Source organism: Hymenobacter endophyticus (genome assembly GCF_032464715.1).
GTDB lineage: Bacteria > Bacteroidota > Bacteroidia > Cytophagales > Hymenobacteraceae > Hymenobacter > Hymenobacter endophyticus.
This window is the reverse complement of sequence record NZ_JAWDJT010000003.1, coordinates 32,460-45,790: the sequence shown is the minus strand read 5'-3', so window position 1 is coordinate 45,790 and position 13,331 is coordinate 32,460. Positions and strand designations below refer to the sequence as shown.

The window sequence follows — 13,331 nt, the reverse complement described above, 5'->3', positions numbered from 1 at the left end:
TATGAATGCTAACTGAATGATGTATTATAGCCAGCGGCTATCCTATTGAATTCTTCTGTCTCTTCCGGGACTATTTCACCACGAAGCTGACCTGCGTTTTTTCCCAGGCCAGGGTGACCTGCCCGGCATTAGTAGCGTTGATGGTAAACCGCTCTAACGGCTGGGGGCTAGAAGCGGGCATAGCCTTCACGCGCAGCACATCGTCGGCAGCCTCGTATTCATACGCTCCCCATTGGGTGGCCGTTTTGTTGAAAATGATGGTCCAGTCTTTTTCCGTGGGGATGGTGAACAGGGCGTACTTGCCGGCGGGTAGAGACTGGCCCTGCACGGTTACGGGCTGATTTACCTCAAACGTAGTAGCCTCGTTGGCCCCCGTGCGCCACACCTGCCCGTAGGGCACCAGGCCCCCAAATACTTTGCGTTCCTTGGCGGAGGGCCGACTGTAGCGGATAACCAGTTGTGCGCCACCGGGCAGCGAGGCCGCTACCGTGGCCGGTGGGCTGGGCCGCGTGGGAGCCTGCTGGGGTTTGTCCGGCTCTGAACAGGCGGCTAGTGGCACCAAAAGCGCCAGCAGCACACGAACAGAAAGCTGGCTAAGCCGAGTAAACAAAAAGGGCATATAGCGCGGTAAAGAGAGGAGGTACTTTTCTGCCCAGATAGGGGCAATAAACTTCTTCCTCAATAATTATACCCTAAGTTGCGCGTTAGGTTGCCTGTGGCCTGCAACTTTCACCCGGAGCTAGGGCTCCTGCTCGTGCACCTTCTACAGTATTGCCACCGAAACCGACTCTTTCTATGATGACTTCCAGGATTTTCACCCTTCGTTTGCTGCTGGCGGCTCCTTTGCTTGCCGGGTTAGGCGGCTGTCTTTCTCAAAGTGATGAGGCTGAATGCAGCCAGGAGGCGGTGGGCTCCGTTTCGCAGGTAACCGGCCCGAGAACCGGTACGGTAGGCACGCCGGTACCGGTTTCCTACACGGTAAGTATCCCCAGCAGCTGCGGAAAATTCAAGGAGCTGCGGGAGCAGAAAGACGGCAATAAAACCTTCCTGGTGCCCACGGTGCGCTACGAGGGCTGCGTATGTGCCCAAACAGTAGCTGATTACCAAGGCACCTATCAGTTTGTAGCCACGCAGCCCGGCACCTACGTGCTGCTGTTTCCCAATGCCACCAAAGCCCTGACCGATACCATTACTATTCAGTAGCGGCGTGGGCTTCTTCCTGGCTGATGCGCGAGGTTGTGCGCGTATCGGCCATGCGCCAGTACACCAGCAGGGAGGCGGCGGCGCAGGCCGTTACGTACCAGTAAAACCAATGCTCCACGCCCTTGTTCTTGGCCAGCAGCGCCAGGTACTCGGCCGTACCCCCGAATATAGCCACCGTGAGGGCATACGGCAGCCCCACCCCCAGCGCCCGGATTTCCGTGGGGAACAACTCGGCCTTCACCACGGCATTGATGGAGGTGTAGCCGCTCATAATGAGCATGGCCAGCAGCAGGTAGCCGAAGGCCGCCCCCACGCTGCCCGGCTGCGCCAGGGCCGTGAGCAGTGGCACGGTGGCCAGCGTGGCCCCCACTCCAAAAAACAGCAGCACCGGCCGCCGCCCAATCCGGTCCGATAAGGCGCCCATCAGCGGCTGCAGCAGCATGGCCACGCCCAGCGCCCCGAACGAGACGAGCGTAGCCTGGTCTTTGCTGAAGCCGGCCGTATTCACCAGAAACTTCTGCACGTAGGTAGTGAAGGTATAGAACACCACTGTGCCGCCCATGGTAAGGCCTACCACCGTGAGCACCTCACGCGGGTGCTGCAGCAAAATTCGCAGCTGGCTGGGTTTTTCGGCCGAGGGCGGCGTGGCTTCCTGGCGGTTGAAGGCATCGGTTTCCTCCATGGTGCGGCGCAGGTACAGGGCCACCAGCGCCGCCAGCGCCCCAATGGCAAACGGTATCCGCCAGCCCCATTCGGCCAGCTCCGCAGGGGTTAGGGCCTGCTGCAAACCCAGCTGCACCAGCAAAGCCAGCAGCTGCCCGGCAATGAGGGTTACGTACTGAAAGCTGGAAAAAAAGCCCCGGTTGCGGGCATCGGCCATTTCGCTGAGGTAGGTAGCGGAGGTACCGTACTCCCCGCCCACGCTCAGGCCCTGCAGCAGGCGGGCCAGCACCAGCAAGGCCGGTGCGGCCACCCCAATTTTGCTGTAGGGCGGCGTAAGGGCAATGAGCAAGGAGCCTCCGCACATGAGCAGCACCGAGGCCAGCAGCGCCGCCTTGCGCCCGGCCCGGTCGGCGTAAATACCCATCAGCCACCCGCCCAGGGGCCGCATCAGAAACCCCACCGCAAAAATGGCCGCCGAGTTGAGCAGTTGGGCCGTCAGGTCGCCTTTGGGGAAGAAGGCCGGCGCAAAGTACAAGGCAAAGGCCGAGTACACGTACCAGTCGTACCATTCCACCAGGTTGCCCACCGAGCCGCTGAAAATGGACCGGATGCGGGATGACATAGTGCGAGGCGCGGAGGGCTGGGGCATATACCGGGGCGTGAGAAAAGTAAGAGGATGAGGCCGCATCACCGGTTGGTTGGCCGGACAGGCAGCGCAGCCTAGGGCAAGACTGGCTCCTGTTTGGGCCCCAGTTGGGCAGTTTCGGCAGCAACTACCACAAAGCCGTACCCAAATACAAATAGGTTCAGGCTGATTTGCAGGCTCAGAATATCCACCACTAGCATGGCCACGGCCTGGGTAAAGATAAATACCACCACGTAGGGGTTTCGGCGGGCGGCGGGCGGCGCCAGCGGCCAGAGCAGCACCGCTAGCCACAGTGCCAGCCCTACCACTCCTCCGCCCACCAGGGTACTCAGGTACTGGTTGTGCACATTCACCCGGTTTTCGGGCCGCAGCCCAAAGTCTCGCCAGCTGTACTGGTCGAGCATAGCGGCGTATGCATCGGCCGGCCCCACGCCCAACAGCCAGTTTTCCCGGATGATGGTCCCGGCAGTTTCCACGGCGGCCAGCCGCTGGGCCAGGGAGTACTCATTAATGTCCTGGCCCTGGGTGTACTGCGCCACATCATGCAGCGTGGCGCCCACCCGCTGCTGCACCGAGTTGAGGGTGCGGTAGGCCAGCCAGGGCACCAGCGCCACGCCCGCCAGCAGCAGCAGGCCGCCCACCAGGTTGCGGCGGAGCAGCAAACGCCCGGCCCAGGCCAGCAGCCCCGCGTACAGCACCAGCAGCCCCGTTCGGTAGGCCAGCACGTGCAGCGTGAGCCCTATAGCCACCGCCGCCAGCAGCAACGCCCCCCGCAGTACGCGCCCCGCCAACGGGCTACGCCGCAGCAGCAGCCCCCAGAAAAACGCCTGGGCCAGCATAATTCCGAAGGCAATGTGAAACGTACCCGTCACGGCCTGCATGTTCTGCCCCATTCGGATGGCCTCGTTGGCATGGGTGGGGTTGAGCAGGTATTGCAGCGTAGTAAAAAGTCCCACCCCGGCCACACTCAGCACAAACAGCGCGCCCACGGCCAGCCGCTGCGGGCGGCTCAGGGGCACGGCCAGCGTGAAAGCCAGGGGCACCGCCAGCCACGTCAGGCTCCGGTACAGCTCGTGGCGCCAGGTAGCCCACTGGCTGGTGTACAGGCCGCTCAGCACCAGAAACGCCACCAGCACCGCCGCCCGCAGGGCCGCCCCGTTGCGCCAGTAGCGAGGCAGGGCCTGCCGCAGCCCAGGGTTGGCCAGCACCGCCGCCAGCCCCACCAGGGGGCTCAGGGCAATCAGGGCCCGGAACGCCAGTAACCCGGCCACTCCTGCCCCGCAGGCCAGCCACAGCAAGTGCTGCGACAACCGTCCCGAGCGGTAATACCGGCCGCTGTTGAAGTCCTCAATAACCTGTTGCATACCGCAATATGTGCTAAACCTGCTTGGAAGGGGTGGTTAGGTACGGGCCGTTTCCAGCACGAGTTTACCCGTCAGCTCCACTACGGCTTCCATGGTTTCCATCCGCTTTTCGTACTCCACTAGCAGGTGGCCGCCGGTCAGCACCGTCAGGCTCTGGTTGAGCTGAGCCAGCTCGGCATAGGCGGCGGGGCGGCGGGCCGAGGGGGTTCCTTTCCGCAGGCCCCGCTGCCGGGCCCGCCAGCCCGCCAGCAGCATCCAGGGGTAGTAGAACGGCAGCAGCAGCAACGATGTGTAATTGACCTTCGAGGGGTGCACCTCCACTATCCGCAGCCCCGACAGCGCCGCCAACGCGCGCTGCTTGGTGAGGTTGGCAAAGAAGATATGGCCCAGATACACGTCATGTATCGTGCGGGCATTTTCCGAAGCCCACACGGAATCAACCTCGTTGGGGGGCATGAGCTTGTAGCCCTCACTTTCCAGCAGCAGATAACTCAGGCGGGTGCGCAGGTTGGAGTAGTTGGGCGTGGTGATGATAGCCCGCCCCCCCGGCCGCAGTACCCGGTTCAGCTCCTGAAACAGGTGCAGCTGGTTGGGCATGTGCTCAATACCCTCCTGGCAGATTACCACATCAAAGCTGGCATCGGCGAAGGGCAGCACCCCGTTCAGGTTGGCCTTCACGCACTCAATGGCCGGATACCGAAAAAACTCCGGGTACAAATCGGAGGCAGTAACGTGGGCCCCCAACTCCAGCAGCAGCTGGGCCGTGTCGCCGTTGCCGGCCGGTACATCCAGCACCCGCTTGCCCGCCAGGCTGGCCTGCCGCCGCCGCAACAGGCCGGTTACCAGGTGCTTAATATCCTTACTGCCTGTAAAAAACGGCCGTGCAATACGAATCATTCGGAAGCTATATGTGAGAGAATAAGCCCTAGCAGGGCACAAATGTAGAAGCATTGCCCGGATACTCGCATGGCGCTTCATTCCCGCTCTGTGGTTGAATCAGGCAATCTGTGCGTACTTTGCGGCCACGTTCTTTGCCTGTGTATTTCAGTCAGACGAGCGGTGAGGTGGCTTTTTCCTTTCAAGGGACAAGCCGACACAGGGAACCGGGTGCAACTCCCGGACAGACGCGCTACTGTAAGTGCCAGCGGCCCCGTTACCGGGCCACGGCGGCAGCCCCACGCAGCCCATTGCTCGCTTTGGCGGGTGAGAAGGGCGGGAGGCCGGGCATAAGTCAGGATACCTGCCCACTGCTTTCCATGATGAGGCCTCTTCGCGACCTGAGAGCCTTGTTGGGTGCTGCCACACCGGGCCAGCCGTGCGCTGGCCGGTCCCGCCGTGCAGGCCGGGCGCGGCCGAGCCGTGGGCAGACGAATCAGCAGGGCAATTAGCCATACCAGCGGGAAAAGGCACTCCGAAAATGCGGGCCGGGAAGGTACTTCCTTCATCCTTTTCCCCAGCAGTATGCTTACCCTCGACGAGAAAATCAGCCAGGCCGAAACCCGCATCTTCAAGGCCGTTTTCCCCAACACCACCAACCACTACGACACCCTGTTCGGGGGCACCACCCTGCACATGATGGATGAGGTGGCTTTCATTACGGCCACCCGCTTCAGCCGCCTGAAAATGGTCACCGTTTCCTCCGACAAAGTAGACTTTACCCACCCCATTCCGGGGGGTACGCTGGTGGAACTGATTGGCCGCGTGGAGCATGTAGGCACAACCAGCCTGAAGGTGCGCGTGGAGCTGTTTGTGGAACAGATGTACTCCGAAGACCGCCACCGCGCCGTGTCCGGACTGTTCACCTTCGTGGCCGTCAACGACCAGAAAAAGCCCATCCGTATTCTGCCCGCCGCGGTGGCTTCGGCTTAGCGCGGCAGGCAGCAGCCCCGGAACCTGAGGGCTGGCGGGAGCGTATGGAGCAGAAGTAAATGGGATATAACCAATATTTTTTCGAGTTATCCCGAACTATTCCGGTGAGCTGAGCGGTTTGCTTGCCACTCCCCGTTTCTTCTACTCTGTATGCCCAACGAGCAGCCCTCACCTCACCCCCTCAATGAGCGCCTGGAACAGTCATTCCGGGATGCTGACCAGGCCCGGGAAGAACTCACTGAGTCTCTGGCCAATTCCGTAGCGGCCAACTGCGACCTGCTGCACCACGGCTTGGTTGGCGCCAAAGGCCTGGAAGTGACCACCGAAATGTACCGCCATTTGCTGGCCCGGCTGTTGCGCCACTCCTCCGGCGAAGTGCGCAACCAGACACTGGCTCAGTTCAACGAGTCCATAGAAAAGTTCTGGCCCCGGGCCAAAGGCAGCACAAGCTCCTTCACCGCCGCCGACGACCATTAGGTAGCTCTGCGCTTGTTTGCAAGCCTCCCTTGCTCCTGTCAGGTTTCTTGCCTGGGTTAGGCGGCAGCGGGAGGCTTGCTGCGTATCTTTGCGGCACCTTGAGTACCCGTTTCGGTTCAAAGGCTAACTCCCTTTCACCTGTTGTGTATGACTTCCTCCCAGGAAATTGAGCTGCTTCTGACCCCGGAAGTAGCCTACGATGAACTGGCCCGCTACCGGGCCCTTCTTGACGCCGCCGGCCTCGTGCCCGGCCAGGCCGATTTCGTGCATCTGCGCAAACGCTCCGTGGATGCCCGCGGCCGGCAACCCCTGGTGCGCCTCCGCGCCGACATTTACCGCTCCGCCCCGCCCGCCGACTTATTCGGCCCGTGGTTCAGCTACCCCAGCGTGCAGCAGGCCACCCGCTCGGTGTTGATTGTGGGTGCCGGCCCGGCCGGATTGTTTGCGGCGTTGCGGGCCATTGAGCTGGGCATCAAGCCCATTGTACTGGAGCGCGGCAAAGATGTGCGCACCCGCCGCCGCGACCTGGCGGCGCTTAACAAGGAACACCTGGTGAACCCCGACAGCAACTACTGCTTCGGGGAAGGCGGGGCCGGCACCTACTCCGACGGCAAGCTCTACACCCGCTCCACCAAGCGCGGCGACATCCAGCGCATCCTGCGGATTTTGGTGCAGCACGGTGCCACCCCCGATATTCTGGTGGATGCTCACCCCCACATCGGCACCAACAAGCTGCCCTACGTGGTGGCCACCCTGCGTGACAGCGTGTTGGCCGCGGGCGGGGAAGTGCGGTTTGACACCCGCGTGGATGATTTGCTGCTGACCGGCCAGCACCTGCGCGGCGTGGTTACCAACACCGGTGAGGAGCTGACCGCCGACGCGGTGATTCTGGCCACCGGCCACTCGGCCCGCGACATCTACGAGCTACTGCACCGGCGCGGCGTGCTCATTGAGGCCAAGCCCTTTGCCCTGGGCGTGCGCGTGGAGCACCCCCAGCAGCTCATCGACCAGGCCCAGTACCGCCGCCAGGACCGGGGGCAGCTGCCAGCCGCATCCTACTCTTTGGTACACCAGACGCAGTGGCAGCAGCGGCAGCGGGGCGTGTTTTCATTCTGCATGTGCCCCGGCGGCTTTATCGTGCCCGCCGCTACGGCTCCCGGCGAGGTGGTGGTGAACGGCATGAGCCCCAGCCGCCGTGACTCGCGCTTTGCCAACTCCGGCATTGTGGCCGCCGTGGAGCTGGAGGATATGGACGTGCGCCAGTACGGCGCGCTGGCCGGTTTGCGGTTCCAGCAGGAAATTGAGCAGCGCGCCTGCCAGCTGGCCGGCAACACCCAGGTAGCGCCCGCCCAGTTGTTGGGCGACTTCCTGAAGAAAAAAGTATCCGCCGAGCTGCTGGAAACCAGCTACCAGCCCGGTCTCGTGTCGGTGCCAATGGACCAAGTGCTGGGCGCCGGCCTCGCGGAGCGGCTGCGCCAGGGCTTCCAGAACTTCGGGCGCAAAATTCCGGGCTACGCCAGCAATATGGCCCAGATTGTGGGCGTGGAAAGCCGCACCTCCTCCCCCGTGCGCATCCCCCGCGACCGGGACACGCTGCAACACCCCGAGGTGCGCGGGCTGTTCCCCTGCGGCGAAGGCGCGGGCTACGCCGGCGGCATTGTGTCGGCGGCTATGGATGGGGAGCGGTGCGCGGAGGCCGTACTGGCACAAGTGGCCGCGGGTTTGTAGTTATCCGCCGGGCGGTTTTACCGTATACAACAGGCGTACAACATTCGACTCCCACCTTTTTGCGGTTGATTGCTCCGGTTGTCAGCTCCCCTCCTAATATGAAAAAGACCCTTGTGCTGGGCGCTACCGATAACCCCGCCCGCTACGCTTACCGCGCCGTACATCAGCTCAAAAACCACGGCCATGAGGTTGTACCCGTAGGCATCCGCAAAGGCTCGGTAGCGGGCCTGGAAATCCGCAACGACCGGCCCACCGCCGAGGATGTGGACACCGTGACGCTCTACGTAGGCCCCCAGAACCAGCCCGCCTGGTACGACTACATTCTGGACCTGAACCCCAAGCGCATCATCTTCAACCCCGGCACCGAAAACCCGGAGCTGGAGGAACTGGCTCACCAGCGCGGCATCAAAACCGAAGAAGCCTGCACGCTGGTAATGCTGAGCGTGGGCCAGTACTAGCCGATTCACCACACACACACGAAAAAAGCCGCCGCGCCTCAAGGCACGGCGGCTTTTTTCATTGAAGCTGATTAGAAAGTCAATTGGACGTCATACTGAGTTTGTCGAAGCATCTTTACCGCTTCGATGAATGTGTCAAGCAAAGCGGTAGAGATGCTTCGACAAGCTCAGCATGACGTTTCAACAACTCAGGCGCGCTGAAAGCTACTCGGCGTTGCCGTACATATTGGACTCTCCACCGTCGATGGCAATGGTCTGGCCGCTCAGGTAGGAGGCGTCTTCACTCAGCAGAAACGCCACCACTTTGGCTACCTCCTCGGGCTGGCCCAGGCGGCGCGTGGGGTTATTGCTGGCATACTGGGCTTCGGCCTGCTTGGGGTCGGTGGGGTTTACCTGCTTGAAGGCCTCGGCCACCATGGGCGTGAGAATGGCCCCGGGCGCAATGGCATTGGTGGTAATACCGTAACGACCGTACTCGATGGCCGCATTCTTGGTCATGCCCGATACGGCGTGCTTGCTGGCCACATAGGGCATCTGGTTTATTACGCCCCGAATGCCGCCCACTGAGGCCACATTTACAATCCGGCCGCTGCCCTGGCGCTGCATCACGGGCAACACGTAGCGCAGGCCGTAGTACACGCCCAGCAGGTTGATGTCAATTACTTTTTTGAACACAGCCACGTCATACTCCGTGATGCTGGCCTGTTTTCCCTCAATACCCGCGTTGTTGTAGAACCCATCAATGCGGCCAAACTTATCCACGGCTTCCTGCACGTAGTTCTGCACGGCGGCCTCGTCGGATACGTCGGCTACCACCGTCAGAATCTCTACTTCCGGAAAGTCTTTGCTAATGGCCTGCTGGGCTTCCTGCAGGCTCTGCTCGTTATAGTCAACCAGAACCAGGTGGGCGCCTCGGTCGGCTAGTTCCTTGGCGGCAGCCAGGCCCAGGCCCATGGCAGCGCCGGTAATCACCATTACTTTTCCTTGCATCGTTTTCATAGCGAAGAAATTTATGTTGGTACACAGTATATACCGCTGAGCTTGCCAATTGTTAGCCTGGCCTCCGGTTTACTGCCGCAGGTTAGAGGCCCGCGGATTTTTTTATGTTGTCAGGCAACCCTCAGTATCTTCCGCCCATCTAGCCCCTCAAACGCCCTGCTTCTGACTGCACTTTACCCTTCCTTTCCGTGACTGAAGTAGAACTTATAGCCGCCTGCCGCGAGGGCAGTAGTAGGGCCCAAAAACTGCTGTATGAGCGGTTCGCGGGCCTGATGCTGTCTGTGTGCCTGCGTTACCTGCGGCGGCGCGAAGACGCAGAAGAAGCCCTGATTGTGGGCTTTACCAAAGTATTCCGGGCCCTGGACCAGTACCGGCATGAAGGCTCGTTTGAAGGCTGGATCCGGCGCATTGTGGTAAATGAGGCCCTGGGTATGCTGCGCCGCAAGGAGCCCCTGCACATGGCCATCGACGATTTAACCTACGACGTGCCCGCTACCGCCGCCGAGGCCGAAAGCCAGCTCAACGCCCAGGATATGCTGGCCCTGCTGGCCGAGTTGCCCGCCGGCTACCGCACCGTCTTCAACCTCTACGCGCTGGAAGGCTACACCCACCCCGAAATCGGCGAGCTGCTCGGTATTTCGGAAGGCACCAGCAAGTCGCAGCTCAGTAAGGCCCGAGCCATGCTCCAGCGCCGCCTGGCGGTAGCCGGGGCGCAGGCCCGGCCCACTCCTACCACCCTCTACAGCTACTAAGCCATGCACCCCGAAGATATTGACCAGCTGTTCCGCGAGAAGCTGGCGGATCACGCACCCACCCCGCCGGCCTTTTTGTGGGCCGAAATCGAAGCCGAAATTCAGCCCCGCAAGCGGCGGCCAATGATGTGGCTGGCCGCTGCTTCGGTAGCGCTGCTGGCCCTGCTGGGCGGCCTGTGGTGGACGCTGCAAAACGGCGCGGGCCTCCAGAATGGCCGCCCCGAGCTGGCCGCCACTGCCCCCCGCCGCCCCGCCGCTGCCACGCCTGAAAATATTTCACAGCCCCAGGCAACCCCCTCCCCGGCTTCTCCATCTAGCCCCTCAGAAGCCCCGGCCAACCAGCCGACTGCCGCAGTGGCCACTGCGGCGCCCGCCGCCAAAACCTCGTCCGTGGGTGTACAACCGGACCCGGTTTTGGCAGCCAGCCGGCCTAGCCGGCCTCGTGCTTCGGCCCAGCGCCAAAACGTGGCGCAGGTAGCCACCACGGCCCCCGCTCCAACCCGGCCATTGGGAACCACTCCTGAGCCCTCCGCTGCCGAGCGGGAGCTACCGCAGGAGCTCAGCCGCCCCACAGAGCTGCCCGCCCATACCGTGGCCCTCACCGGCCCTATTGAGGTGGAAGTTCGGCCCGCCGCCACTGCGGCTGCGCCCGTAGCTCCGGCTCACCGGCCCCGGTTGGTGGCTCTGCTTCGGCAGGCCCGCAATGTGGTGCAGGGTGAAAAGGTGAGCCTCACGGCCGCCGGCTTACCCGAAACGGTGACGGTGCAGGCCCGCCTGGCAGGCCACACCCTCACCAAAGTCATTCAACTCTAACTCTCCCCGCTTTCAGCGCCTTCTGTTATGAAACGCCTCCCCGTTCTCCTCACCGCCCTCCTGCTGGGTGCCGCGTCTGCCGCCCAAGCCTCCGACTTCACCCGTCTCACGCCCCCTCGCGCGACCAACGACGACACCATTGTGGTAAAGCTGCCCAACCAGGCCAGCATGACCCTGTTCGTGAAAAACAAAGCCCAGCTCCGGGAGCTGCGCCAGTACAAGCTGGACTCCCTGCTGGTACTGCTGGATGGCTACATCACCCAGGCCGAGGCCGCCGGCAAAAACTCTAAATCGGAGCAGGTAACCATGGAGTTCTACCCCGCTAAGGAGCAGCCCGGCAAGCAGGTACCCGAGCAGATCCGCATCACGGTGCGCAACCAAGGCCCCGGCGCGAAAACCAAATCGGCCGACCATGTGGACGTGACGCTGGGCCGGGTGTTTGGGGTGACCGTGGACGAAAGCACCGACGGCGGCTCCGACCGGGTATCGGTGCGGGTGGGCGCTACGGCCGCCTCCGACTCCATCCGCAATGCCCAGCGCCAAGCCAAGCGGGAGGAGTACCAGAACCGCGCCGTGCACAGCAACTTCAACATCGACCTGGGCCTGAACGCGCTGGTTGACAAGGGCGCTGATGCCAACGGCGTAACGCCCGAGCTGCGGCCCATTGCCTCCCGCTACGTCAGCCTCAACTGGCACTACGATATCCGCCTCGGCGAAAAAGGCTCGGTGCTGTACCTGCGCACCGGCCCCGAGCTGGCCTTCAACAACTACATGCTGGATGGTAACTACCAGTTCACCAACACCAACGGCGTCACCACGCTCAGCAAGGCCGAAGCCGGCCGCAGCCTGGAGAAAAGCAAGCTGGCCGTTACCAGCATCAACCTGCCCCTGATGCCCATGCTCAACTTCCAGGACAAGAAGGGCAAAAACGCCTTCCGCATCGGGGCCGGCGGGTTTGTGGGCTACCGCCTGGGCTCCCACACCAAGCTGAAATACGAGCAGGACGGTAACACTAAAAAGGATAAAGACCGGGGCAGCTACAACCTGGAGGACTTCCAGTACGGCGTGCAGGGCCTCGTCGGCATCCGCGGCATCAACCTGTTTGCCAAATACAACCTCAACGACACGTTCAAGAACAACCGCGGCCCCCAAGCCCAGACGTTCAGCTTCGGGCTTTCATTACTGACCAGATAGTACCTCAATTTCAGGGACCGGGAAAACGGATATGTACGTTTTCCCGGTCCCTGATTTTTTTATTAAAACGTTACCGCCACACGCTATTATCTGGCAAGCTCAGCTATGAAAAATATATTCTTAATGATATTTTTCGGGCTATTAAGCACTGAGCCCCTATTCGCTCAGAACACAAAACCAACCAGTGCAGCCATTATAGCAGATGATATAGCAACTATCATTAGAAAAAATTCTCTATTCTCTGACTCGCTTAACTGGCCCATTCTCATTGAAGAAGCCAGAAATATATCCATAAAAATCAATACACCTGAAGACACTAAGCTCATATATGATTTCTTTACTGATAAATTACGCGAGAAGGGAGATAATCATTCCTTTTTTATAACTGGTAATCAGATAGCAAAAATCACTACCCAATCTGATGCACTACAACCACAAGGCAGATATTTGGGCAATGGTATAGGCTATATAAAAGTCCCTGCATGTTTTAATTTCGATAAAGACAAAGACAGAAAATTTGCCAATAACATTCGCCTGGAGATTAAGAAGATTGATACAGAAAATACCATTGCAAGTTGGATTGTCGACTTACGCCAGAATACCGGGGGAAATATGTGGCCCATGCTGGCCGGTTTGAATGCCCTAACAAAAGATGGAGTTGCCGGCTACTTTGTAACGCCCCAGGGAAAGAGAAGTTGGAAAGTTGAGAATGGAATAGCGTGGGGAGCCGGAACAATTGACAAATACAAAATAAAGAATCCGAATGCAAGAATAGTGGTGCTTATTGACTCACTAACAGGCAGCTCCGGTGAAATGACAGCCATATCGTTTAGCGGGCTACCAAACGTGAAGTTCTTTGGTACCCAGTCGGCCGGTTACACCACTGCAAATAGTGGATTCAAATTATCTAATGGCGACCAACTCTACCTGGCAACAGGTGCCGCCGCAGATCGAAATCATAAAATCTTTACAGGCAAAATAACTCCGGATTTCTTAGTAAAGCTAGGCAATGATGGAGAAGACACAGTGCTAGATAAAGCTCTGCAGTGGCTGCGGTAATATTCACCATCCTATTGCCTCAAGTGCAGGACTCCGTTTATCACAACGAAAAAGCATTGGTAAGAATAACTTGCTTCATAAGCTATTCTTACCAATGCTTTTTTAT

14 protein-coding genes and 1 riboswitch are annotated in these 13,331 nt (G+C 60.3%); of the genes, 9 read left to right on the top strand and 5 right to left on the bottom strand.

What is annotated here, in order from left to right:
• Window positions 1-70: 70 nt before the first annotated feature.
• Window positions 71-619: a DUF2911 domain-containing protein gene (locus ROI90_RS06570; RefSeq protein ID WP_315997540.1), complete on the bottom strand. Its 549-nt coding sequence runs from the start codon at window positions 617-619 to the stop codon at window positions 71-73.
• 176 nt (window positions 620-795) lie between these two features.
• Between ROI90_RS06570 and ROI90_RS06565 the strand changes: the two genes are divergently transcribed.
• A complete protein-coding gene (locus tag ROI90_RS06565) occupies window positions 796-1,203 on the top strand; it encodes a hypothetical protein (protein ID WP_315997539.1) in 408 nt (135 codons plus the stop codon).
• On the opposite strand, the gene ROI90_RS06560 is transcribed toward ROI90_RS06565, so the two are convergent.
• The 3 genes from ROI90_RS06560 to ROI90_RS06550 all read right to left on the bottom strand — a co-directional run bounded on the left by ROI90_RS06560 (window position 1,193) and on the right by ROI90_RS06550 (window position 4,773).
• Window positions 1,193-2,515, bottom strand: a complete 1,323-nt coding sequence (locus tag ROI90_RS06560; protein WP_315997538.1) for an MFS transporter — start codon at window positions 2,513-2,515, stop codon at window positions 1,193-1,195. The two genes, ROI90_RS06565 and ROI90_RS06560, sit on opposite strands and share 11 nt — an antisense overlap.
• A 71-nt stretch (window positions 2,516-2,586) precedes the next feature.
• Complete coding sequence (locus ROI90_RS06555) at window positions 2,587-3,876, bottom strand: O-antigen ligase family protein (RefSeq protein ID WP_315997537.1); 1,290 nt, start codon at window positions 3,874-3,876, stop codon at window positions 2,587-2,589.
• A gap of 36 nt (window positions 3,877-3,912) precedes the next feature.
• On the bottom strand, window positions 3,913-4,773 hold the full coding sequence (locus ROI90_RS06550; protein ID WP_315997536.1) for a class I SAM-dependent methyltransferase: 861 nt from the start codon (window positions 4,771-4,773) through the stop codon (window positions 3,913-3,915).
• 147 nt (window positions 4,774-4,920) lie between these two features.
• Window positions 4,921-5,138: riboswitch (cobalamin riboswitch) on the top strand.
• A 199-nt stretch (window positions 5,139-5,337) separates the two neighbouring features.
• Here ROI90_RS06550 and ROI90_RS06545 point away from each other — a divergent pair.
• From ROI90_RS06545 to ROI90_RS06530, 4 genes are all read left to right on the top strand, one after another.
• A complete protein-coding gene (locus ROI90_RS06545; RefSeq protein ID WP_315997535.1) occupies window positions 5,338-5,745 on the top strand; it encodes an acyl-CoA thioesterase in 408 nt (135 codons plus the stop codon).
• A gap of 150 nt (window positions 5,746-5,895) precedes the next feature.
• Window positions 5,896-6,222, top strand: coding sequence for a hypothetical protein (locus ROI90_RS06540; protein WP_315997534.1), 327 nt, complete (start codon window positions 5,896-5,898; stop codon window positions 6,220-6,222).
• 147 nt (window positions 6,223-6,369) lie between these two features.
• A complete protein-coding gene (locus tag ROI90_RS06535; RefSeq protein ID WP_315997533.1) occupies window positions 6,370-7,950 on the top strand; it encodes an NAD(P)/FAD-dependent oxidoreductase in 1,581 nt (526 codons plus the stop codon).
• A 98-nt stretch (window positions 7,951-8,048) separates the two neighbouring features.
• Window positions 8,049-8,408: a CoA-binding protein gene (locus ROI90_RS06530; RefSeq protein WP_315997532.1), complete on the top strand. Its 360-nt coding sequence runs from the start codon at window positions 8,049-8,051 to the stop codon at window positions 8,406-8,408.
• A gap of 204 nt (window positions 8,409-8,612) precedes the next feature.
• Here the strand turns inward: ROI90_RS06530 and ROI90_RS06525 are convergent, their stop codons facing one another.
• Window positions 8,613-9,407 carry a glucose 1-dehydrogenase gene (locus ROI90_RS06525; protein WP_315997531.1) on the bottom strand — a complete coding sequence of 265 codons (795 nt, stop codon included), beginning with the start codon at window positions 9,405-9,407 and terminating at the stop codon, window positions 8,613-8,615.
• Between the two features lie 188 nt (window positions 9,408-9,595).
• Between ROI90_RS06525 and ROI90_RS06520 the strand changes: the two genes are divergently transcribed.
• From ROI90_RS06520 to ROI90_RS06505, 4 genes are all read left to right on the top strand, one after another.
• A complete protein-coding gene (locus ROI90_RS06520) occupies window positions 9,596-10,159 on the top strand; it encodes an RNA polymerase sigma factor (RefSeq protein ID WP_315997530.1) in 564 nt (187 codons plus the stop codon).
• Window positions 10,160-10,162: 3 nt separating this feature from the next.
• Window positions 10,163-10,972, top strand: coding sequence for a hypothetical protein (locus ROI90_RS06515; RefSeq protein ID WP_315997529.1), 810 nt, complete (start codon window positions 10,163-10,165; stop codon window positions 10,970-10,972).
• Window positions 10,973-10,999: 27 nt separating this feature from the next.
• Window positions 11,000-12,166 carry an outer membrane beta-barrel protein gene (locus ROI90_RS06510; RefSeq protein ID WP_315997528.1) on the top strand — a complete coding sequence of 389 codons (1,167 nt, stop codon included), beginning with the start codon at window positions 11,000-11,002 and terminating at the stop codon, window positions 12,164-12,166.
• 105 nt (window positions 12,167-12,271) lie between these two features.
• On the top strand, window positions 12,272-13,225 hold the full coding sequence (locus ROI90_RS06505) for a S41 family peptidase (protein WP_315997527.1): 954 nt from the start codon (window positions 12,272-12,274) through the stop codon (window positions 13,223-13,225).
• Window positions 13,226-13,331: the final 106 nt, after the last annotated feature.

Bases quoted from the DNA above. Each gene is read 5' to 3' on its own strand.
- ROI90_RS06510 (WP_315997528.1), top strand. From the start codon at position 11,000: ATGAAACGCCTCCCCGTTCTCCTCACCGCCCTCCTGCTGGGTGCCGCG.
- ROI90_RS06555 (WP_315997537.1), bottom strand. From the start codon at position 3,876: ATGCAACAGGTTATTGAGGACTTCAACAGCGGCCGGTATTACCGCTCG.
- ROI90_RS06515 (WP_315997529.1), top strand. From the start codon at position 10,163: ATGCACCCCGAAGATATTGACCAGCTGTTCCGCGAGAAGCTGGCGGAT.
- ROI90_RS06525 (WP_315997531.1), bottom strand. From the start codon at position 9,407: ATGAAAACGATGCAAGGAAAAGTAATGGTGATTACCGGCGCTGCCATG.
- ROI90_RS06535 (WP_315997533.1), top strand. From the start codon at position 6,370: ATGACTTCCTCCCAGGAAATTGAGCTGCTTCTGACCCCGGAAGTAGCC.
- ROI90_RS06550 (WP_315997536.1), bottom strand. From the start codon at position 4,773: ATGATTCGTATTGCACGGCCGTTTTTTACAGGCAGTAAGGATATTAAG.
- ROI90_RS06560 (WP_315997538.1), bottom strand. From the start codon at position 2,515: ATGCCCCAGCCCTCCGCGCCTCGCACTATGTCATCCCGCATCCGGTCC.
- ROI90_RS06545 (WP_315997535.1), top strand. From the start codon at position 5,338: ATGCTTACCCTCGACGAGAAAATCAGCCAGGCCGAAACCCGCATCTTC.
- ROI90_RS06530 (WP_315997532.1), top strand. From the start codon at position 8,049: ATGAAAAAGACCCTTGTGCTGGGCGCTACCGATAACCCCGCCCGCTAC.
- ROI90_RS06570 (WP_315997540.1), bottom strand. From the start codon at position 619: ATGCCCTTTTTGTTTACTCGGCTTAGCCAGCTTTCTGTTCGTGTGCTG.
- ROI90_RS06540 (WP_315997534.1), top strand. From the start codon at position 5,896: ATGCCCAACGAGCAGCCCTCACCTCACCCCCTCAATGAGCGCCTGGAA.
- ROI90_RS06505 (WP_315997527.1), top strand. From the start codon at position 12,272: ATGAAAAATATATTCTTAATGATATTTTTCGGGCTATTAAGCACTGAG.
- ROI90_RS06565 (WP_315997539.1), top strand. From the start codon at position 796: ATGATGACTTCCAGGATTTTCACCCTTCGTTTGCTGCTGGCGGCTCCT.